This is a genomic window from Halomonas sp. 328 (assembly GCF_015645095.1).
Taxonomy (GTDB): domain Bacteria; phylum Pseudomonadota; class Gammaproteobacteria; order Pseudomonadales; family Halomonadaceae; genus Bisbaumannia.
In genome coordinates, this window is record NZ_JADOTW010000008.1 from 1 (window position 1) to 20,094 (window position 20,094).

At 68.0% G+C, this 20,094-nt stretch carries 19 protein-coding genes and 1 pseudogene; 5 read left to right on the forward strand and 15 right to left on the reverse strand.

All coding sequences use genetic code 11. The features are described from left to right. The 9 genes and pseudogenes from IHD13_RS05165 to IHD13_RS05205 all read right to left on the reverse strand — a co-directional run. Positions 1 to 518 (reverse strand): annotated as a pseudogene (locus IHD13_RS05165) (cell envelope integrity protein TolA); the annotation flags it as partial. A gap of 2 nt (positions 519 to 520) precedes the next feature. Further along, positions 521 to 961, reverse strand: coding sequence for a protein TolR (gene tolR / locus IHD13_RS05170; RefSeq protein ID WP_195859974.1), 441 nt, complete (start codon positions 959 to 961; stop codon positions 521 to 523). Positions 962 to 974: 13 nt separating this feature from the next. Then, the gene (gene tolQ, locus IHD13_RS05175) at positions 975 to 1,664 is read right to left on the reverse strand and encodes a protein TolQ (protein WP_326838315.1); all 690 of its coding nucleotides are present in this window, start codon (positions 1,662 to 1,664) and stop codon (positions 975 to 977) included. Between the two features lie 8 nt (positions 1,665 to 1,672). Continuing rightward, positions 1,673 to 2,086, reverse strand: a complete 414-nt coding sequence (gene ybgC / locus IHD13_RS05180; RefSeq protein ID WP_326838316.1) for a tol-pal system-associated acyl-CoA thioesterase — start codon at positions 2,084 to 2,086, stop codon at positions 1,673 to 1,675. Continuing rightward, positions 2,083 to 3,120 carry a Holliday junction branch migration DNA helicase RuvB gene (gene ruvB, locus IHD13_RS05185; protein ID WP_195859975.1) on the reverse strand — a complete coding sequence of 346 codons (1,038 nt, stop codon included), beginning with the start codon at positions 3,118 to 3,120 and terminating at the stop codon, positions 2,083 to 2,085. The genes ybgC and ruvB overlap by 4 nt, the downstream gene beginning before the upstream one ends. 68 nt (positions 3,121 to 3,188) lie before the next feature. Next, entirely contained in the window at positions 3,189 to 3,809 is a 621-nt protein-coding gene (gene ruvA, locus IHD13_RS05190; RefSeq protein ID WP_195859976.1) for a Holliday junction branch migration protein RuvA, read from the reverse strand. A gap of 100 nt (positions 3,810 to 3,909) precedes the next feature. Next, positions 3,910 to 4,458, reverse strand: coding sequence for a crossover junction endodeoxyribonuclease RuvC (gene ruvC, locus IHD13_RS05195; protein WP_195860077.1), 549 nt, complete (start codon positions 4,456 to 4,458; stop codon positions 3,910 to 3,912). A 127-nt stretch (positions 4,459 to 4,585) separates the two neighbouring features. Next, the gene (aspS, locus tag IHD13_RS05200; RefSeq protein WP_195859977.1) at positions 4,586 to 6,364 is read right to left on the reverse strand and encodes an aspartate--tRNA ligase; all 1,779 of its coding nucleotides are present in this window, start codon (positions 6,362 to 6,364) and stop codon (positions 4,586 to 4,588) included. 50 nt (positions 6,365 to 6,414) lie between these two features. Then, positions 6,415 to 6,666: an FmdB family zinc ribbon protein gene (locus IHD13_RS05205; protein ID WP_195859978.1), complete on the reverse strand. Its 252-nt coding sequence runs from the start codon at positions 6,664 to 6,666 to the stop codon at positions 6,415 to 6,417. A gap of 171 nt (positions 6,667 to 6,837) precedes the next feature. Between IHD13_RS05205 and IHD13_RS05210 the strand changes: the two genes are divergently transcribed. The 3 genes from IHD13_RS05210 (at position 6,838) to IHD13_RS05220 (ending at position 9,807) form a co-directional block, all read left to right on the forward strand. After that, a complete protein-coding gene (locus IHD13_RS05210) occupies positions 6,838 to 7,770 on the forward strand; it encodes a D-2-hydroxyacid dehydrogenase (RefSeq protein ID WP_195859979.1) in 933 nt (310 codons plus the stop codon). 124 nt (positions 7,771 to 7,894) lie between these two features. Next, the gene (locus tag IHD13_RS05215) at positions 7,895 to 8,815 is read left to right on the forward strand and encodes a ribokinase (RefSeq protein WP_195859980.1); all 921 of its coding nucleotides are present in this window, start codon (positions 7,895 to 7,897) and stop codon (positions 8,813 to 8,815) included. A 50-nt stretch (positions 8,816 to 8,865) separates the two neighbouring features. After that, positions 8,866 to 9,807, forward strand: a complete 942-nt coding sequence (locus tag IHD13_RS05220) for a nucleoside hydrolase (protein ID WP_195859981.1) — start codon at positions 8,866 to 8,868, stop codon at positions 9,805 to 9,807. Between the two features lie 15 nt (positions 9,808 to 9,822). Here the strand turns inward: IHD13_RS05220 and yccX are convergent, their stop codons facing one another. Next, complete coding sequence (yccX, locus tag IHD13_RS05225) at positions 9,823 to 10,095, reverse strand: acylphosphatase (protein ID WP_195859982.1); 273 nt, start codon at positions 10,093 to 10,095, stop codon at positions 9,823 to 9,825. A 213-nt stretch (positions 10,096 to 10,308) separates the two neighbouring features. Here yccX and IHD13_RS05230 point away from each other — a divergent pair, with 213 nt between their 5' ends. Further along, positions 10,309 to 11,361 (forward strand): Glu/Leu/Phe/Val family dehydrogenase, encoded by a 1,053-nt coding sequence (locus tag IHD13_RS05230; protein ID WP_195859983.1) that lies wholly within the window; start codon positions 10,309 to 10,311, stop codon positions 11,359 to 11,361. A gap of 73 nt (positions 11,362 to 11,434) precedes the next feature. On the opposite strand, the gene IHD13_RS05235 is transcribed toward IHD13_RS05230, so the two are convergent. After that, positions 11,435 to 12,337: a YihY/virulence factor BrkB family protein gene (locus IHD13_RS05235; protein ID WP_195859984.1), complete on the reverse strand. Its 903-nt coding sequence runs from the start codon at positions 12,335 to 12,337 to the stop codon at positions 11,435 to 11,437. Between the two features lie 146 nt (positions 12,338 to 12,483). On the opposite strand from IHD13_RS05235, the gene IHD13_RS05240 reads away from it, so the two are divergent. Beyond that, entirely contained in the window at positions 12,484 to 13,569 is a 1,086-nt protein-coding gene (locus IHD13_RS05240) for a bifunctional nicotinamide-nucleotide adenylyltransferase/Nudix hydroxylase (RefSeq protein ID WP_195859985.1), read from the forward strand. A 38-nt stretch (positions 13,570 to 13,607) separates the two neighbouring features. Here IHD13_RS05240 and IHD13_RS05245 read toward each other — a convergent pair whose 3' ends face one another. From IHD13_RS05245 to uvrB, 4 genes are all read right to left on the reverse strand, one after another. Then, the gene (locus tag IHD13_RS05245; protein ID WP_195859986.1) at positions 13,608 to 14,525 is read right to left on the reverse strand and encodes a LysR substrate-binding domain-containing protein; all 918 of its coding nucleotides are present in this window, start codon (positions 14,523 to 14,525) and stop codon (positions 13,608 to 13,610) included. Positions 14,526 to 14,798: 273 nt separating this feature from the next. Beyond that, positions 14,799 to 16,217: a cardiolipin synthase gene (cls, locus tag IHD13_RS05250; protein WP_195859987.1), complete on the reverse strand. Its 1,419-nt coding sequence runs from the start codon at positions 16,215 to 16,217 to the stop codon at positions 14,799 to 14,801. Positions 16,218 to 16,324: 107 nt separating this feature from the next. After that, complete coding sequence (locus IHD13_RS05255) at positions 16,325 to 17,836, reverse strand: fumarate hydratase (RefSeq protein WP_195859988.1); 1,512 nt, start codon at positions 17,834 to 17,836, stop codon at positions 16,325 to 16,327. Between the two features lie 205 nt (positions 17,837 to 18,041). Continuing rightward, positions 18,042 to 20,069: an excinuclease ABC subunit UvrB gene (gene uvrB, locus IHD13_RS05260; protein ID WP_195859989.1), complete on the reverse strand. Its 2,028-nt coding sequence runs from the start codon at positions 20,067 to 20,069 to the stop codon at positions 18,042 to 18,044. Positions 20,070 to 20,094: the final 25 nt, after the last annotated feature.

Genomic DNA, 20,094 nt, shown 5'->3' on the forward strand with positions numbered 1-20,094 from the left:
TCCTGGCGGCGCTGCTCCTCCGCCTGGCGCTGACGTTCGGCTTCTTCCTGGCGGCGCTGCTCCTCCGCCTGGCGCTGGCGTTCGGCCTCTTCGGCGCGACGCTGCTCTTCGGCGGCCTGCTCCTCACGCAGCCGTGCCTGGCGCTCGGCTTCCTCGGCGCGGCGCCGGGCCTCGGCCTGGGCTTCCTCGGCCGCCTGCTCCTGGGCCTGGCGCTGGGCGTCCCGGGCCGCCTGCTCCTGATGCTGCCGCTCCTGCTCCTGGCGCTCGGCCTCCCGGGCCGCGGCTTCCTCCTCGGCCTGACGCGCCTCGGCCCGGGCACGCACCTCCTGGGCACGCTGGGCCTGGTCGGTGGTGGTCTCGGTACCGACCAGGGTCGCCTGGACCACCGCCGTGGCGGGGGGCTCGGTCTTGGCGCTGGGCACCAGGCTCAGCATGCTCACGGCCACCACCAGCCCATGCACGCCGATGGCGAGCAGGGTGGGCAGGCCATAGCCGACGCGTCGCTCTTCTCTGGCCACCCCTAGCCCTCCCGCGGCGGGGGTTCGGAGATCAGCCCCACGTTAGCGACGCCGGCGGTCTGCAGGGTGCTCATCAGGGTCACCACCTGGCCATAGCTGACGTTGCGATCCCCCCGCACCATCACCGGCGTGCCCGGGTTGCGATCCATGACGATGATCACCCGCTCGGCCAGCTCATCCAGGCCCACCGGGGCCTCCTCGTCGCCCAGGGAGATATAGTAATACCCCTCGCGATCCACCGAGACCACGATGGGTTCCTGGCTCTCGTTCTCCTCGATGGGCGACGAACTCACCTGGGGAAGATCGACCTGGACGCCCTGGGTCAGCATGGGCGCGGTGATCATGAAGATCACCAGCAGCACCAGCATGACGTCGATAAAGGGCACCACGTTGATCTCGCCCATGGGGCGGCGTCGACCGTCCCGATTGAAGGGTCCATGCATGGTGTCGTCTCCGTCAGGCCGCCGCGCTCTCGCCACGCCCCTGCAGGTTACGGTGCAGGATGGAGTGGAACTCCTCGGCGAAATCCTCGTACTTGCCGAGCAGGCGACCGGACTCCGCGGAGAGGCGGTTGTAGAAGATCACCGCCGGGATGGCCGCGAACAGCCCCATGGCGGTGGCGATCAGCGCCTCGGCGATCCAGGGGGCCACGGTGGCCAGGGTCGCCTGCTGGGCCATGGAGAGGCTCTGGAAGGAGCCCATGATGCCCCAGACGGTGCCGAAGAGGCCGATATAGGGGCTCGCCGAGGCCACGGTAGCCAGGAACACCAGGTGCAGGTTGAGGCGTTCCTCCTCCCGGGACCAGGCGACGCGCATGCTGCGCTGGACCCCATCGAGGATCGCCTGGGGGCTCTTGGTCTTGGGCAACAGGCGATTGAACTCGCGGAACCCGGAGCGGAAGACGTGCTCGGCGCCCAGGGTCTCCTGATCGGCGGGGGTCTCGCGATAGAGGTCGTTGAGATCGACCCCGGACCAGAAACGCTCCTCGAAGGCCTGGTGGGCCTTCTTGGCGCGGCTCAGCACCATGCTGCGCTGGAAGATCACCACCCAGGAGAGGATGGAGCCGAGCACCAGGATCAGCATCACCAGCTGCACGACGGTGCTGGCACTCATGATCAGATGGGGGATGGACATGGAGTCGTTCACGGGCGTCCTCATTGCAACTCGGGGGTTAGGGCCGCGGCCAGGGCCGGCGGCCAGCGGCGGGGCCGCAGGGATTGGGCATCCAGACAGGCGATGTCGACACTCGCCTCGCACAGGGGTTCCCCGGCGCGGCTCACCCGCTGGACAAAGGTGGCACGACAGGCACCCCGCTCGGTGACGGTGGCGCTGACCACCAGGTCGTCATCGAGGCGCGCCGGTTGCGCGTAGCGACACTCCAGGCGATGTACCACCAGTTGCACGCCCTCGGCAAGCAGTTCCCGCTGGCTATGCCCCAGGCGCCGGAGCCACTCGCTGCGGGCGCGCTCCATGAATTTCAGGTAGTTGACGTAGTAGACGATGCCGCCGGCGTCGGTGTCCTCGATATAGACCCTGACCGGCAGCCGAAACTCGCTGGTCGGGGTCATGGACGCACCTCGCCGCTGGCATCCGGGGTGGCGGAATCCGGCACCAGGTCGAAGTGCGCATAGGCCTGGCGGGTCACCACCCGCCCCCGGGCGGTGCGCATCATCAGCCCCTGCTGGATCAGGTAGGGCTCGATCACGTCCTCGATGGTATCGCGCTCCTCGCCGATGGCGGCGGCCAGGGAGTCGACCCCTACCGGGCCACCATCGAACTTCTCGATCATCGCCAGCAGCAGGCGGCGATCCATATGATCGAGGCCGTGGTGATCCACATGCAGCATGTCCAGGGCACGATCCGCGACCTCGACATCGATGACCCCGCGACCACGCACCTCGGCGTAGTCGCGCACCCGGCGCAGCAGGCGGTTGGCGATGCGCGGCGTGCCCCGGGCGCGGCGGGCGATCTCGGCGGCGCCGGCGGCGTCTGCCTCCACGCCCAGCAGCCGCGCCGAACGGGCGACGATGCCGGTCAGGTCCTCGATGCCATAGAACTCCAGGCGCTGGACGATACCGAAGCGGTCGCGCAGCGGCGAGGTCAGCAGGCCCGCCCGGGTGGTGGCCCCCACCAGGGTGAAGCGCGGCAGGTCGAGCTTGATGGAGCGCGCCGCCGGCCCCTCGCCGATGACGATATCCAGCTGGAAATCCTCCATGGCCGGATAGAGCACCTCCTCCACCACCGGCGAGAGGCGGTGGATCTCGTCGATAAAGAGCACGTCGCCGGGCTCGAGGTTGGTGAGCATGGCGGCCAGGTCGCCCGGGCGCTCCAGCACCGGCCCGGAGGTGGACTTGATGTCCACGTCCATCTCGGCGGCGATGATATTGGCCAGGGTGGTCTTGCCCAGGCCCGGGGGGCCGAACACCAGGGTATGGTCGAGGCTCTCGCCCCGCCCCCGGGCGGCCTGGATAAAGATCTCCAGCTGCTCGCGTACCCGCGGCTGGCCGATATAGTCGGCCAGCCGCTTGGGGCGAATGGCATGGTCCTGGACCAGCTCCCCGCCCTGGGGCGCGGCGGCGATCAGTCGATCATTGTCGAGCATAGTGGTTTCCGAACTTGCGGCGCCTAGTCATCCCGAGCCACGGGGATGCCATCTCCTGGGATGGCCCCCTAGCCCGTCAGCTTGCGGGTCAGGGCGGCCTTGATCAGGGCCTCGGTGGAGAGCTCGCGATCGCACCCGCTGAGCATCTTCGCGGCCTCGGCGGGCTTGTAGCCGAGCGCCACCAGGGCCGCCTCGGCATCCGCCAGGGGATCGCTTTGGGGGGCGGCCCCCTGCCCCGCCGCGGCGGCTTCCAGGGCCTCGAGCCCCCCTCCCTCGTCGCCGGTCCAGTGGGGAAAGCGGTCGCGCATCTCGATGATCAGCCGCTCGGCGGTCTTCTTGCCCACCCCGGGCAGCCGGGTCAGCGACTTGATGTCGTCCTCCCGCACGCAGCGCACGAAGGCCGCCTCGTCCATGCCGGAGAGGATCGCCAGGGCCAGCTTGGGCCCCACGCCATTGACCTTGATCAGGGCGCGGAACAGTTCCCGCTCCTGGCCGCGGGCGAACCCGTAGAGCAGGTGAGCATCGTCGCGAATGCTGAGGTGAGTGTGCAGGGAGACCGCCTCTCCCACCGCCGGCAACGCCATCTGGGTGGTCAGGGAGGCTTCCAGTTCATAGCCGACGCCAGCGACGTCGACCACCAGCCAGGGGGGCTGTTTCTCCAACAGGGTGCCACGCAGGCGTCCAATCATGCCGTGAGTCGATCCTTGCCAAGACTGGCGACCACTATACTGGCCGCCCCGGAGGCTGACCAGAGGGCAAAATCGTCATCTAGTGTGAAGTCTCGGCCACTCAGGAAGTGCGGCCCGTCGGGTCGAAGTCGCGCCACCCCTTGCCGCCCCCGCGACGCCCGCCGTAGCTACCACGATTGATCAGGCCGAGCCGTGCATGGGCATGGGTCAGGGCGATGGCCAGGGCATCGGCGGCGTCCGCCTGGGGGGTACCGTCGAGGCCCAGCACGGCGCTGACCATGTGCTGCACCTGGGCCTTGTCGGCGCCTCCGGTGCCGGTCACCGCCTGCTTGATCTGGCGTGGCCCGTATTCGCTCACCGGCAGGCCGTGATTGGCGGCGCAGACGATGGCGGTGCCCCGGGCCTGGCCCAGCTTGAGGGCGGAGTCGGGGTTCTTGGCCATAAAGACCTGCTCGATGGCCAGCTCCCCCGGTCGATGCACGCCGATCAGCTCGCTGATTCCGGCATAGATCTGCGCCAGGCGCTGGGCCAGGTCGTCGCCCCGGGTGCGGATGCAGCCGCTGGCCACGTAGACCGGCCGCGGCCGGGTCACGTCGAGCACCCCATAGCCGGTGATCCGCGAGCCGGGATCGATGCCCAGGATCAGCATGGCCCGGCGCTTCCAGGCACGTTTTTCTTCATTGTGCATCGTCTCCCTGACGAGAGTGTCCCGCCTCAACAACATACCGGCGCCACAGGGGCGCCGGTAGGAGTCGTGCGTGTCGGAGTGGCTCGCCTTATTCGGCGGCCTCCGGCTTGGCCTTGGCCCGCAGACGGATATTCAGCTCCTTGAGCTGGTCGGCGCTGACCTCGCCCGGGGCATCGGTCATCAGGCAGGCGGCGCTCTGGGTCTTGGGGAAGGCGATCACCTCGCGGATGGTCCGCGCCCCGGTCATCAGCATCACCAGACGGTCGAGGCCGAAGGCCAGGCCGCCGTGGGGCGGCGCGCCATACTTGAGGGCGTCGAGCAGGAAGCCGAACTTCTCCTCCGCCTCGGCCTGGTCGATCCCCAGCACCTCGAGCACGGCCCGCTGCATGGCCTGGTCGTGGATACGGATGGAGCCGCCGCCCAGCTCGGTGCCGTTGAGCACCATATCGTAGGCCCGGGAGAGCGCCTGGGCCGGGTTGGCCTTGAGGCTCTCCACGTCGCAGGAGGGGGCGGTAAAGGGATGGTGCAGGGCCTGCATGCGGGCGCTGCCGTCGTCCTCGAACATCGGGAAGTCGACCACCCACAGCGGCGCCCAGGCCTGGGTGTAGAGGTCCAGGTCCTCGCCCAGCCTGACCCGCAGGGCACCGAGGGCCTCATTGACCACGCGGGCCTTGTCGGCGCCGAAGAAGATGATATCGCCATCCTGGGCATCGAGACGCTCGAGCAGCTCGTCGATCACGTTCTCCATGAACTTGACGATGGGCGACTGCAGGCCCTCGAGTCCCTTGGCGCGCTCGTTGACCTTGATCCAGGCCAGGCCCTTGGCGCCATAGATGCCGACGAACTTGGTGTACTCATCGATGGCCTTGCGGGAAAGCTCGGCGCCGCCGGGCACCTTGAGGGCGGCGACGCGGCCGTCGTCGGCCTTGGCCGGGCCGGAGAAGACCTTGAAGTCCACCTGAGCCATCAGGTCGTCCACGTCGACCAGCTCCAGGGGGATGCGCAGGTCCGGCTTGTCGGAGCCGTAGCGGCCCATCGCCTCGCTGTAAGGCATGCGCGGGAACTCGGGCAGCTCGACCTCGAGGACCTCCTGGAAGAGCTGGCGGATCATCGACTCGGTGATGCCCATGATCTCGTCTTCGTCGACGAAGGAGGCCTCCAGGTCGATCTGGGTGAACTCCGGCTGACGGTCGGCGCGCAGGTCCTCGTCGCGGAAGCACTTGGCGATCTGGTAGTAGCGGTCGAAGCCGGACACCATCAGCAGCTGCTTGAAGAGCTGCGGCGACTGCGGCAGGGCGAAGAAGCTGCCCGCGTGGGTACGGCTCGGCACCAGGTAGTCCCGGGCGCCTTCCGGGGTGGCCCGGGTCAGGATCGGGGTCTCGATGTCCAGGAAGCCCTGGGCTTCGAGGAAGGCCCGCACGCTATGGGAGATCCGCGAGCGCAGGCGCAGCTTGTCGAGCATCTCCGGGCGACGCAGGTCGATATAGCGGTGCTTGAGGCGCACCTCCTCGCCCACCTTGCCGTGCTCGTCGAGCTGGAACGGCGGGGTGGCGGCGGTGTTGAGGATCTCCACCTCCTTGGCCAGGACCTCGATCATGCCGGTGGGCATGTTGGGGTTCTGGGTGCCCTCGGGGCGCGGCCGCACGCGGCCGACGATGCGCAGCACGAACTCGTTGCGGCAGCGGTCGGCATTGGCGAAGGCCTCGGCGGTGTCGGGATCCACCACGACCTGGGCGATGCCGTCACGGTCGCGCATGTCGAGGAAGATCACCCCACCGTGGTCACGGCGACGGTGCACCCAACCGCAGAGGGTGACCGTCTGATCCACCAGTGTCTCGTTGAGCTGGCCGCAATAATGGCTGCGCATGTCGAATCCTGTTTTCTAGCGTTTATCGAATCGGGAGAAGTCGGGCCGCCTCAGGCGGCGGCCCCGTCCTTGGCCGGCGCCTTGCCGGTGCCGCCGTCGCCGGCCAGGTTCTTCTTGCTGCCGGACTTGAAATCGGTCTCGTACCAGCCACCGCCGGCCAGGCGGAAGCCCGCCGCGGAGACCAGTCGCGAAAGCTCCGGGGCCTCGCAACTGGGGCAATCGGTCAGGGGGGCGGCACTCACCTTCTGCAGCTTCTCGAGGCGGTGGCCACAGGCCTTGCACTCATATTCGTAGATGGGCATGGTTCTAATCACTCCGGAATACGATCTTGGCCTGGAACTCACACCTGACCAGGCCGGCGATGGCCAATATGGGGCCTGGCGCCGGCCTTTCCAAGGCCACTGGAAAGCCCGGTATTATAGCGCGTCGCGCCCCCTTGGGGGCAAGGTGCCAACGCCACACGAGGAATTCCCATGAAAGCCGTGCTACTCGACGCCGCCAGCCTCGGCGACGATATCGATCTCGCGCCCCTGCGTGAGCGAGTCGAGCAGTTGGACGTGCATGCCGCCACCGCCCCGGAGCAGCGCCGGGAGCGCCTCGAGGGCGCCCAGGTCGCCATCGTCAACAAGGTGCTCCTGGATGGCGAGCTGCTCGACAGCCTGCCGGAGCTGAAGCTGATCTGCGTGCTGGCCACCGGCACCAACAATATCGACATGGCCGCCGCCGAGCGCCTCGGCATCCCGGTGCGCAACGTCAGCGCCTATGGCACCGCCAGCGTGGCCCAGCACACCCTGATGCTGATCCTGGCCCTGGCCAACCGCCTGCCTCGCTACCAGCGCCGGGTCGCCGCCGGCGACTGGGGGCACAGCGACTTCTTCTGCCTGCTCTCCCCCGCCACCCTGCAACTGGAAGGCAAGCGCCTGGTGATCGTCGGCCAGGGGGAGCTGGGGCGCCGCGTCGGTGAGCTGGCCGGCGCCTTCGGCATGCGCGTCGACTATGCCGCCCGCCCCGGCCGGGAGGCCGGCGACTCCCGCCCGCCCCTCGCCGAACTGGCGCCCCGGGCCGATGTACTGAGCCTGCACTGCCCGCTTACCGAGGCCACTCATCACCTGGTCGACGCGGCACTGCTGGCCCGGCTCAAGCCCGGCGCCCTGCTGATCAACTGCGCCCGGGGCGGGATCATCGACGAGGCGGCGGCGCTGGCGGCACTGCGCGAGGGACGCCTCGGTGGCCTGGGGGTCGACAGCCTGCCGGAGGAACCGCCCCGCCGCGGCCATGCGTTACTCGATGCCCTCGCCGAGCCCCTCAACCTGATCGTCACCCCCCATAACGCCTGGATCACCCCGGAGGCCCGGGCCCGGGTGGTCGAGCTGACCGCCGAGAACCTGGCGCGCCCGCTGGACTAGCGGTGATCTCGGCAGGCTGCGTGGAAGCGGATCGGGGCCTGCCCGACTAGGCTAGTACGAGCCGGCTTGCCGACGCCGACGTTTCGTCTTTCCGGCCTGCGGGCCGGGTCTCAGGAAGAACGCCATGCTCTATAACCTGGGCTCCATCAATATCGATCATGTCTATCGGGTGCCGCACCTGGTGCGCCCCGGCGAGACCCTGGCCAGCCGCGACTACCAACGGGTGCTGGGCGGCAAGGGGGCCAACCAGTCCCTGGCCCTGGCCCGGGCCGGGGGACAGGTGACTCACTGGGGGCGGCTGGGCGACAGCGATGCCTGGGCCCTGGCGCCCCTCGAGGAGGCCGGGGTCGCGCTCGACGACGTCGAGCGGGTCGACTCTCCCAGCGGCCATGCGCTGATCCAGGTGGATGACGGCGGCGAGAACGCCATCATCCTCTACCCCGGCGCCAATCATGGCTTCGAGGAGGACGCCCTGGTGGCGCAGATCGCCGCCGCCGAGCCCGGCGCCACCCTGCTACTGCAGAACGAATGCAATGGCCTGGCCGCGGCCATGACGGCCGCCCGGCAGCGGGGCCTGATGCTGGCCTTCAATCCGGCGCCCATGGACGAGGCCGCCACTCGACTGCCGCTGGAGACCTGCGACCTGCTGTTCGTCAATCGCGGCGAGGCCGCGGCCCTGGCCGGCCTGGACGAGACCCGCCCCGCCGCGGCACTGCTCGATGCCCTGGCCGAACGCCTGCCCGAGGTGGAGCTGGTGCTGACCCTGGGCGCCGAGGGGGTGCACTACCGGCACCGGGAGACGCGCCTGCGCCTGGCCGCCCACCGGGTCGAGGCAGTGGATACCACCGGCGCCGGCGACACCTTTATCGGCGTCTTCCTGGCCACCCGCCAGGCCGGTGGCGACATCGAGGCCTGTTTGCGCCGGGCCAGCGCCGCCGCCGCCCTCTGCGTCCAGGTCCCCGGCGCCGCGCCGAGCATTCCCTGGGCACGGGCGGTGGACGCCGCCCTGGCCGAGTGGCCGCCCTGCCCGCTGGAAGCGGACTGACCCGACACCGCCCCCGCACAGCCCATACGGAGCCCATACGGAGAAAGCCCATGAGTTACCCGATTATCTTCGATACCGACCCGGGCGTGGATGACGCCCAGGCCATCGCCATCGCCCTGCGCCACCCCCAGATCGAGCTGCTCGGCCTGACCACCACCTACGGCAACGTCGATATCGATGTCGCCACCCGCAACGCCCTGCTGCTCTGCGAGCTGGCCGGACGACGCATCCCGGTGGCCCAGGGCGCCGCCGGCCCCCTGGTCAGGGCCAGGCACCCGGCGCCGGCGCATATCCACGGCGCCAACGGTCTGGGCAACATCACGCTGCCGGCGGTCCAGGGCCAGGCCGAGCCGATCAGCGCGGCGCAGTTTATCGTCGACACCGTGCGCGCCCGTCCCGGTGAGGTCACCCTGGTGGCGGTGGGCCCGCTCGGCAACCTGGCCGCGGCGCTGCAACTCGATCCGGGCCTCGTCGATGCCGTCAAGCAGGTGGTGATCATGGGTGGCTCGATCAAGGAGGGGGGCAATGTCTCGCCGGTGGCGGAGGCCAATATCTTCAATGACCCTCACGCCGCGGCCCGGGTGCTCACCGCCGGCTGGCCATTGACCCTGGTGGGCCTGGACGCCACCCACCGCTGCGTGCTGAGCCCCGACGACATGGAGGCCATCGCCGCCGGCCAGGGCGAGCTCGGCGCCGTGCTCAAGGGCAGCTACGCCTTCTACCGGGAGTTCTACCAGCAGGCCCTGGGCATCGATGGCTGCTGCCCCCACGACAGCTGCGCCCTGGCCTGGCTGTTGCGCCCGGAGCTCTTCACCACCGCCCGAGGCCACCTCAGCGTGGTCACCGAAGGCGATGCCGCCGGGCAGACGCTGTTCGCTCCGGAAGGCCGTGCCTTTATCGACGAGCGCTGGTCCCAGACGCCCCTGGTGGAGGCCTGCCTGGGCGCCGACGGCCCCGCCGTGGTGCAGTGGATCGTCGATACCCTGAAATAGCCCAACGAAGGAAATCTAGAGGGTGATAAAGGCATCCGGGTCGCGGGGCGCCGCCTCCTCCAGGCTGACCTGACTGACCCGGGCCGCGGGCGGCCCCTGCCAGAGCCACTGGGTCACGGCTCGGACCGCCTCCTCCTCGCCGCACAGCAGCACCTCGACGCGGCCGTCCGGCAGGTTCTTGGCATAACCGGTGAGGCCGTGCTGCAGGGCCTGCTCCTGGGTCGCCCGACGGTACCAGACCCCCTGCACCTGGCCGCTGACCCAGGCCTTGACGCACTGCTTGCTCATCACGACTCCTCCCTTGTCCGACTCGCCGATCACGGCGTCATGCTCCTGTTCTAGCACTCGCCCACCGGGTTCGCCAAGGCCCGGTCGGCGTTGCCCACTAGGCAGCGGCATCGCCTTTGGCTAATCTGGGCACAGGGCCATAAGCCCGATCCGGCGGCGCCACCACCCCTGGCGCACACATAACAATGAGTCACCCCACGAAGGGACCCTGCCATGTTCGATCATCCCGATTTCGACCACCATGAACAGGTGGTCTACGGCTGTGACGAGGCCAGCGGCCTCAAGGCGATCATCGCCATCCACAACACCCACCTGGGCCCCGCCCTGGGCGGCCTGCGCGTCTTCCCCTACGCCAGCGACGACGAGGCCCTGAGCGATGTGCTGCGCCTCTCCCGCGGCATGAGCTACAAGTCGGCCCTGGCCGGCCTGCCCCTGGGTGGTGGCAAGGCGGTCATCATCGCCGATCCCAGGCGCGACAAGACCCCGGAGCTGATGCGCGCCATGGGGCGGCTGGTGGAACGCCTGGGCGGACGCTATATCACCGCCGAGGACTCCGGCACCGGCGAGACGGACATGCAGTGGATCGCCGAGGAGACCGCTTATGTCACCGGCCTGCGCCGCAGCGCAGGAGAGTCCGGCGATCCCTCGCCCTTTACCGCCCTGGGGGTCTTTCATGGCCTGCGGGCGGCGGTGCGTCACGGCCTGGGACGTGACGATCTCGAGGGGGTGAGCGTCGCCATCCAGGGCGTCGGCAGCGTGGGGGCTCACCTGGCTCGCCGGCTCAAGGCGGCCGGCGCCCAGCTGGTGATCAGCGATATCGATGAGGGTGCCGTGGCGCGGCTCGCCGAGGAACTAGGCGCCGCGACACTGCCCCCCGAGGCCATCCTCGATGCCGAGGTGGATGTCTTCGCCCCCTGTGCCCTGGGAGGGGCCATCGACGAGGCCGCCTGCCGGCGCCTCAAGGCCAGGGTGGTGGCGGGGGCCGCCAATAACCAGCTGGCCACCCCCGCCGCCGGCGAGGCCCTGCAGCGTCGCGGCATCCTTTATGCGCCAGACTATGTAACCAATGCCGGCGGCGTGATTGAGGTGGCCTGGCAACGCCGCAGCGACTACGACCGCCAGGCGGTGCTGGCCCAGGTGGAACGGATCGGCACCACCCTGGAGACGATCTTCGAGCGTGCCAAGCGGGAGGGCAAGCGCCCCGAGCAGGTCGCCGACCGGCTGGCCGAGGAGCGCTTCCGCCCCGGCCAGCCGCGGGCCGCCTGAGGCGGCTCGACACCGTCCAGACGAGCGAGGCCGCGCCCCTGGGGCGCGGCCTCGACAGTTCAGGCGGACGGCTTCACTCCAGCAGTTCCCGCTTGACCACCACGGCGGTATTGCGCGGGATGATCGGCTTGTCGCGGGCCAGTAGATGGCACTTGGTAAAGGCCGCACCGTAGAGAAGGATCAGCGATGAGTAATAAACCCACAGCAGAATGACCACCACGGAGCCGGCGGCGCCATAGGTGGAGGCCGTGGCGGTATAGGCCAGGTAGCTGGCGATGCCATAACGCCCCAGGGCAAAGAGCAGCGCCGTGACCACCGCACCGACCAGGACGTCCCGCCAGCTCAGCACCACGTCCGGCAGCACCTTGAAGATGGTGGCGAAGAGCGCCGCGATCATCGCCAGGGAGACCAGGAACTCGGCGCTGCCGGCCAGCAGTCCCACCGCCGGCACCAGGTTCTCGGCCTGCCCGAGCAGGCTCTTCACCATGACCCCGAAGACCAGCGACACCAGCAGGATAAAACCGATGGCCAGCACGATGGTCAGCGACAGCACCCGGTTCTTGATGAACACCAGCAGGCTATTGCTGCTGGGCTTGGCGGTCACCCCCCAGAGGGTATTGAGGGAGAACTGCATCTGGGCGAAGACGGTGGTCGCCCCCACCAGCAGGGCACCAAACCCCAACAGGGTCGGCAAGAGCCCCGACTCCTCGATCCGTGACTGAGCCACCGCCTGCTCGATGGCCACGGCGGCGTCATGTCCCATGGTCTCCTGCAGCTGGGCGACGATCTGCCCCTGGGCGGCGTCCTCACCCAGCACCACCCCGATCACGGTAACCGCGATAATCACCGTGGGGGCCAGCGAGAAGAGCGTATAGAAGGCCAGTGAACCGGCATAGCTGAAGGCATTGCGCTCCAGCCACAGGCGAATGGCGTCATGCACGACGCGCCACCAGAAGACCACCGTTTCCTTGATCACACCCCACTCCTTTAGCTTTAGCTTGGCCTAGGCGCCCAGCATATCCCAAGGCAACGCGAGATGCCGAACGTTCTCCCCACGCGCACGGTTGCCGCTCCCCGGCGGGCTCTCCATAATAGGCGCCACCGACCCTGGCGGAGTGCCCCATGCCCCCTACCCCTTCCGGGTACGATTTCGATTGCCTGGTCTTTATCGGCCGCTTCCAACCTCCCCACCTCGGCCACCTGGCGGTGATTCACGAGGCCCTGAAGCGGGCCCGGCAGGTCATCGTGCTGGTGGGCTCGGCCTGGCAGGCGCGTTCCCTGCGCAACCCCTGGCGCTTCGAGGAGCGTCACGACCTGCTGCGCAGCTGCTTCGATGCCGAGGAGAACGCCCGCCTGGAGATCGCCCCCCTGCTGGACGCCCTCTACAACGACGATGTCTGGGTCCGGGACGTACAGCGCAAGGTGCGGGATATCGCCAGCCCGAGCCACGGCAAGCTACCACGTATCGGCCTGATCGGCGCCAGTCGCGGCCAATCCAGCTACTATCTGACGCTGTTTCCCCAGTGGGAGTCGGTCAGCGTGCCCCTGGTGGAGGGGATCGCCGCCACCCAGATCCGCGGGCGACTGTTCCGTTCCGCCTCCTCCGCCGCCGATTACCTCTCCACCGGTGCCCATCACGACCTGCCCCCCCGGGTGCACCACGCCCTGGAAACGTTCGTGGAGCAGTCGGAGGCCTTCCAGCGGTTGCTCGAGGAGCAGCGGCTGCTCGACCAGTACCGCAAGGCCTGGGAGCAGGCGCCCTACCCACCGATCTTCGTCACCGTCAATGCGGTCGTGGTGCAGTCCGGACATGTGCTGCTGGTGCGGCGCGGCGCGGCACCGGGCAAGGGGCTACTGGCCCTGCCCGGGGGCTTTATCAACCCCCATGAGCGCTTGCTGGATGCCTGCCTGCGGGAACTGCGGGAACGGGTGCGCCTCAAGGTCCCGGAGCCGGTGCTCAAGGGCTCGCTACGGGGCCAGCGCCTCTTCGACGAGCCCCACCGCAGCTGGCGGGGCCGCACCCTGGCCGAGGCCTTCTATTTCGCCCTGCGCCCCGAGCAGCAACTGCCCCAGCTCAAGCCCGCCAAGGGCGGCGAGCAGGCACGCTGGGTGGCCCTGGCCGACCTGGAGCCGGAGACCCTGTTCGAGGATCACTTCTTTATCATCCAGAACTTCCTGGGCCTGCCGGCGGATTTCGGTACCCCCTGAGTGCGTCGAGGGCGCCCCAAGGCGCCCCCGTCAATGTCTCAGCCTTGCAGGAAGTCCCGCGGCAGCTTCATCATCTGCCGCCATAGCTTCTCGACGCCGGGCTTGTGTACCAGGGAACAGCGATAGAGCCGGATTTCCAGGGGCACGTCCCAGGCGCTATCCCCGGCCCGCACCAGGCGCCCGCTGGCCAGCTCCTCGCGGATACAGAAATCGGGAATCCAGGCCATCCCCACCCCTTGCATCACCATGCCCTTGAGGCCTTCCGCCATGGCGGTCTCGTAGACGGTGCGCAGGCGCAGGCGCAGCGGGTCGTTCTTGAGCAGCATGCGCACGCTGCGCCCCAGGAAGGCGCCCTGGGTATAGGAGAGATAGGGAATCGACGCCTCCCCCTCCAGGGGGAAGCGCGGATCGCCATCGGCGTCGGGCAGGCAGACCGGAATCATCTTCACCTGGCCGATGGAGAAGGAGGGAAAGACCTTGGCGTCCAGCTGCATGGTGGCATAGGGGTCGTAGTACCCCAGCATCAGGTCGCAGTTGCCCTCCCGCAGCACATGGATCGCCTCGCCCATGTTCATGGCCACCAGCCGGGTGGGCAATTCGCCGGTGCCCTGCTGCAGCCGCGAGATCCACTGCGGATAGAAGGTCAGGGCCAGGGAGTGGGCGGCAACGATGTCCAGGGCCTCGTTGGCCATGGAGACGCCGCGCAGATGGCCCAGGCACTCGTTGAGCTGCTCCACCAGGTGGCGCGCCGTGACCAGGAACAGTTGTCCCTCCGGGGTCAGGCCCACCGGGGTGGTGGAGCGATCGACGAGGGTCACCCCCACTGCCTGCTCCAGGGAACGGATGCGCCGGCTGAAGGCGGGCTGGGTCACATGGCGCTGACGCGCCGAGGCCGAGAAACTGCGGGTATTGGCCAGGGCGACGAAGTCTTCCAGCCATTTGGTTTCGAGGTTCACCACGACTCCCGATGGGTAACAGGACAACCGGCATTAGGCCATGTCCGAAAACTGGCTGCGCTCGGCCATACGGCGTTAAAAATCGGCTCAAAGTACTCATTTACACCGCGTAAACTCCGTCTTTTCGCCGATTTTTGCCTTGTCTGACCTTCGCTCGCCGACTTTTCAGACAAAGCCTAGGCCGCACCGAAGCGGGTAATTTAGCGGTAAGTCGATAACAGGCCAAGGGCCGGGGTCGGCTTTTCGCAAACCACCCGCCCAGGGCCGCAGGTTTCACTGGATCGGCGACATCAGATAGGCGGCCCGGGAGATCAGCTTGCGCCACAGGGCACGCCCCTCGATCTCGTCATAACCGACCCGCCGGCAGGCGGCGAAGTCCTGCTCCAGCATCAGGCGCACCTCGGCGGCGAAGCGGCGATCCGGCACGAAGGCGGTAATCTCGAAATTGAGCCGGAAGGAGCGGTTGTCGAGATTGACGGTGCCCACGCTGGCACTGTGATCGTCGATCAGCATCACCTTCTGATGCAGGAACCCCGGCTGGTAGCGGTAGACCTTGACCCCCGCCTTGAGCATGTCCGGCAGGAAGGAGAAGGCCGAGAGGAAGACCAGCAGGTGGTCGGGGCGCTCGGGGATCATGATACGCACGTCCACCCCGCGCATGGCGGCCAGCCGCAGGGCATCCTGGACGCCCTGGTCCGGGACGAAATAGGGGCTGGTGACCCAGAGTCGCTCCTCGGCGCTATGAATCGCCTGCTGCACCAGCAGGCTGGCGGTGTCCTGGCGATCCGCCGGGCCGGAGGGCACGATCACCACGTTCTGGCACTCCTCGCAGGTGCTGCGCGGCTCCCACTCCAGGCTCAGCACCTCGCCGGTGGCCCAGTGCCAGTCTTCCCAGAAGGCTTCCTGGAGGCCCAGCACGCTGGGGCCCTCCAACGTCAGGTGAGTGTCCCGCCAGGCCCCGTGCTTGGCACTCTGCCCCAGGTACTCCACCCCCACGTTGAAGCCGCCCAGCCAGCCCTGCTGGCCATCCACCACCAGGATCTTGCGGTGATTGCGGAAGTTGAGCTGGAAGCGGTGCCGCCATCCTCGGGAAGAGTTGAAGGCGCTGACATGCACGCCCGCCTCGGCCAGGTCCTTCAGGTAGCCGTCGCCGAGCTTGTGACTGCCGATCTCGTCATAGAGGAAATAGACCCGCACCCCGCGCTCTGCGGCGCGCTCCAGGCGACGCCTCAACTCGTGCCCCAGGGCATCGTTGCGGACGATAAAGAACTGCACCAGCAGATACTCCTCCGCCGCCTCGATGCCGGCGAAAAGACTCTCGAAGGTGGCCTCGCCATCGACCAGCAACTGGGTGCGATTGCCGCTGGTCAGCGGCATCATGGCGAGCTGTTCCACGGCGCGGATATCCCCGTGGCCGGGGTCGGCCCGATAGGGCTCCAGGCGCTCCCGATAGCCGATCAGCACCCGGCGCAGTACGGTGTCCCGCTCGCCCCGGGCGGAGACGTAGCCATAGAAGCGCGGACGGCCGAAGACCCAGTAAGCGGGCAGGGCCACGTAGGGAAAGGTGATCAGGGAGATGATCCAGGCCACGGCGCCCTGGGAGGTGCGACTGGACATAAGGGCGAGTAGCGCCGACAGGATCCCCAGCACATGCACCAGGAAGATTCCCAGCCCCAGTAACCAGGCGGTCATGAGCGACTCCTTCTGCAAGACAGCGGCGGCCCCGCCGGCCCGGCATCATGCTCGCCGGGGCCGACGGGGCCACCCAAGACTACCAGAATGAGCGGTAGCGTATCGCCTCAGGAAACAACCTTCTCGGCGATGATCTCCTTCCACTTGGCGGGACCGGTCTGGTGCACCGAGGTGCCCTGGCTGTCCACCGCCACGGTGACCGGCATGTCCTCCACCTCGAACTCGTAGATGGCTTCCATGCCCAGGTCCTCGAAGCCCACCACCCGGGACTGCTTGATGGCCTGGGCCACCAGGTAGGCGGCGCCGCCCACCGCCATCAGGTAGACCGCCCGATTGTCGCGGATCGCCTCGATGGCCGCCGGGCCGCGCTCGGCCTTGCCGACCATGCCCAGCAGACCGGTCTCCTCGAGCATGGTGCGGGTGAACTTGTCCATGCGGGTCGCGGTGGTGGGACCGGCCGGGCCGACCACCTCGTCACCCACCGGATCCACCGGCCCCACGTAGTAGATAAAGCGCCCTTTCAGGTCCACCGGCAGGGATTCGCCCTTGCCGATCATGTCGACCATGCGCTTGTGGGCGGCGTCGCGGCCGGTGAGCAGCTTGCCGTTGAGCAGCAGGGTGTCGCCGGGCTGCCAGCTCTGTACCTCCTCCGGGGTCACCTCGTCCAGGTTGACGCGCTTGACGTTGCCGCCGGCCTCCCGGGTGATCTCCGGCCAGTCTTCCAGCTTCGGCGCCGGCAGGGCCGCGGGGCCGGAGCCGTCCAGGGTGAAGTGGGCGTGACGGGTCGCGGCGCAGTTGGGGATGATCGCCACCGGCTTGTTGGCGGCGTGGGTCGGGTAGTCCTTGACCTTGATATCGAGCACCGTGGTCAGCCCGCCCAGGCCCTGGGCGCCGATGCCGCTGCGGTTGACCTTGTCGAACAGCTCCAGGCGCAGCTCCTCGGCGCGGTTGGAGGCACCGCGGGCCTGCAGTTCCTGGATATCGATGGGATCGAGCAGCGCCTCCTTGGCGATCTCCATGGCCTTCTCGGCGGTGCCGCCGATACCGATGCCGAGCATGCCGGGCGGGCACCAGCCGGCGCCCATCTTGGGCAGCTGCTCCAGCACCCAGTCGACCACGTTGTCGGAGGGGTTGAGCATGGCAAACTTGGACTTGGCCTCGCTGCCGCCGCCCTTGGCGGCCACATGCACCTCGACGGTGTCGCCGGGGACGAGCTTGTGGTGGATGATCGCCGGGGTGTTATCGCCGGTGTTCTTACGGGCCCCGTCCGGGTCGGCCAGCACCGAGGCGCGCAGCACGTTGTCGGGGAGCTGGTAGGCGCGGCGCACCCCCTCGTTGATCATGTCATCGAGGCTCATCTCGGCGTCCCACTGGACGTTCATGCCCACATGCACGAAGACGGTGACGATGCCGGTGTCCTGGCAGATCGGGCGATGGCCCAGGGCACACATCCGCGAGTTGATCAGGATCTGGGCGATGGCATCCTTGGCCGCCGGGTTCTCCTCCCGCTGGTAGGCTTCATGCATGGCATCGATGAAGTCCTTGGGGTGGTAGTAGGAGATGTACTGGAGGGCGTCGGCCACGCTCTGGATCAGGTCATCCTGGCGGATCACGGTCATTAGGAGGAACTCCTTGGCTAGTCGGGTCGTGCCCATGGCCGTCGAGTCGCGAGCCATTAGGCGGCGAAGAGTATACCCGATCCCCCCTGCTCACGGTACGGCCTACCCCCAAGGTTGCATGTGCCCCCTTCAAGCGCAGGGGAGATAACGGTATAAATTTCGTACCTCCCCCTGTCCCGGCTCGCCGGGACAGGGAGCGCAAGCATCAGACGGCACCCAGTACCAGCTGCCGTTCCTTGAGTTCATGGAGCCGGTCACGCAATCGCGCCGCCTCCTCGAACTCCAGGTTCTGGGCCGCCTCGAACATGGCGTCCTCCAGGCGCGAGACCTCCTTGGCCAGGGCCTCCGGCGACAGGTCGGCAGGGTCGTAGACCGCCTGAGGCTCGGCCACCTTGCGCTCGCCCCGCCGCCGACTGCTCTTCTTGCCCGGGGCCTGGGCCGCCTCGAGGATATCCGCCACCGAGCGAGTCACCGTCTGTGGCGTGATGCCGTGCTCCGCGTTATGGGCCAGCTGCTTGGTGCGGCGCCGCTCGGTCTCCTCCATGGCGCGGCGCATGGAGTCGGTGATGCGGTCGCCATAGAGCAACGCCTTGCCGTTGGCGTTGCGCGCCGCCCGGCCGATGGTCTGGATCAAGGAACGCTCGGCACGCAGGAAGCCCTCCTTGTCCGCGTCGAGAATCGCCACCAGGGAGACCTCGGGGATATCCAGCCCCTCCCGCAGCAGGTTGATCCCCACCAGCACATCGAACTCGCCCAGGCGCAGGTCGCGGATGATCTCGACCCGCTCCACGGTATCGATGTCCGAATGCAGGTAACGCACCCGCACCCCGTGCTCATCCAGGTAGTCGGTGAGGTCCTCCGCCATGCGCTTGGTCAGGGTGGTCACCAGCACCCGCTCCCCCACCGCGGTGCGCAGGTGGATCTCCGAGAGCAGGTCATCCACCTGGGTGGAGGCCGGGCGCACCTCGATCTGCGGGTCCACCAGGCCGGTGGGGCGCACCACCTGCTCCACCACCTGGCCGGCATGCTCCGCTTCGTAGTGGCCCGGGGTGGCCGAGACGAAGATGGTCTGGGGGCAGATCGCCTCCCACTCCTCGAACTTCATGGGGCGGTTGTCCAGGGCCGAGGGCAGGCGAAAACCGTACTCCACCAGGGTCTCCTTGCGGGAGCGGTCGCCCTTGTACATGCTCCCCACCTGGGGAACGCTGACGTGACTCTCGTCGATGAACAGCAGGGCATCGTCCGGCAGGTAGTCGAAGAAGGTGGGCGGCGGCTCCCCGGGGGCACGCCCGGAGAGGTAGCGGGAGTAGTTCTCGATGCCGTTGCAGTAGCCCAGCTCCAGCATCATCTCCAGGTCGTAGTGGGTGCGCTGCTCCAGGCGCTGGGCCTCCACCAGCTTGTCGTGCTTGCGCAGCCAGTCGAGGCGCTCGACTAGCTCCGCCTTGATCGACTCGGTGGCCTCGAGAATGGTCTCCCGGGGCGTCACATAGTGACTCTTGGGGTAGATGGTCATCCGCGGCACCTGGCCCCGCACCTCCCCGGTGAGGGGGTCGAAGAGGCGAATGGAGTCGATCTCGTCGTCGAAGAGCTCGACCCGAACCGCCTCGTCCTCGGCATCCGCCGGGAAGATATCGATGACATCGCCGCGCACCCGGTAGGTGCCGCGCCGGAAGTCCATGTCATTGCGGGTGTACTGCAGCTCCGCCAGGCGGCGCAGGAAGTCGCGCTGGTGGATCAGTTCGCCTCGGGTGAAGTGCAGGCGCATCTTGAGGTACTGATCGGGATCCCCCAGGCCGTAGATGGCCGACACCGAGACCACGATCAGGGCATCGCGGCGCTCCAGCAGCGCCTTGGTCGCGGAGAGGCGCATCTGCTCGATATGGTCGTTGATCGAGGCGTCCTTCTCGATGAAGGTGTCCGAGGCAGGCACATAGGCCTCGGGTTGGTAGTAGTCGTAGTAGGAGACGAAGTACTCCACGGCGTTATCGGGGAAGAACGCCTTGAACTCGCCGTAGAGCTGGGCCGCCAGGGTCTTGTTGGGTGCCATGACGATGGTCGGGCGCTGCAGGCGCTCCACCACATTGGCCATGGTAAAGGTCTTGCCGGAGCCGGTGACCCCCAGCAGCGTCTGGTGAGCCAGCCCCGCCTCCAGCCCCCGGACCAGGCCGTCGATCGCCGCGGGCTGGTCGCCCGCGGGCCGGAACTTGGATGCCAGACGAAACGACTTGCTCATGGGCGATCTCCAGGGATGGCGGGGA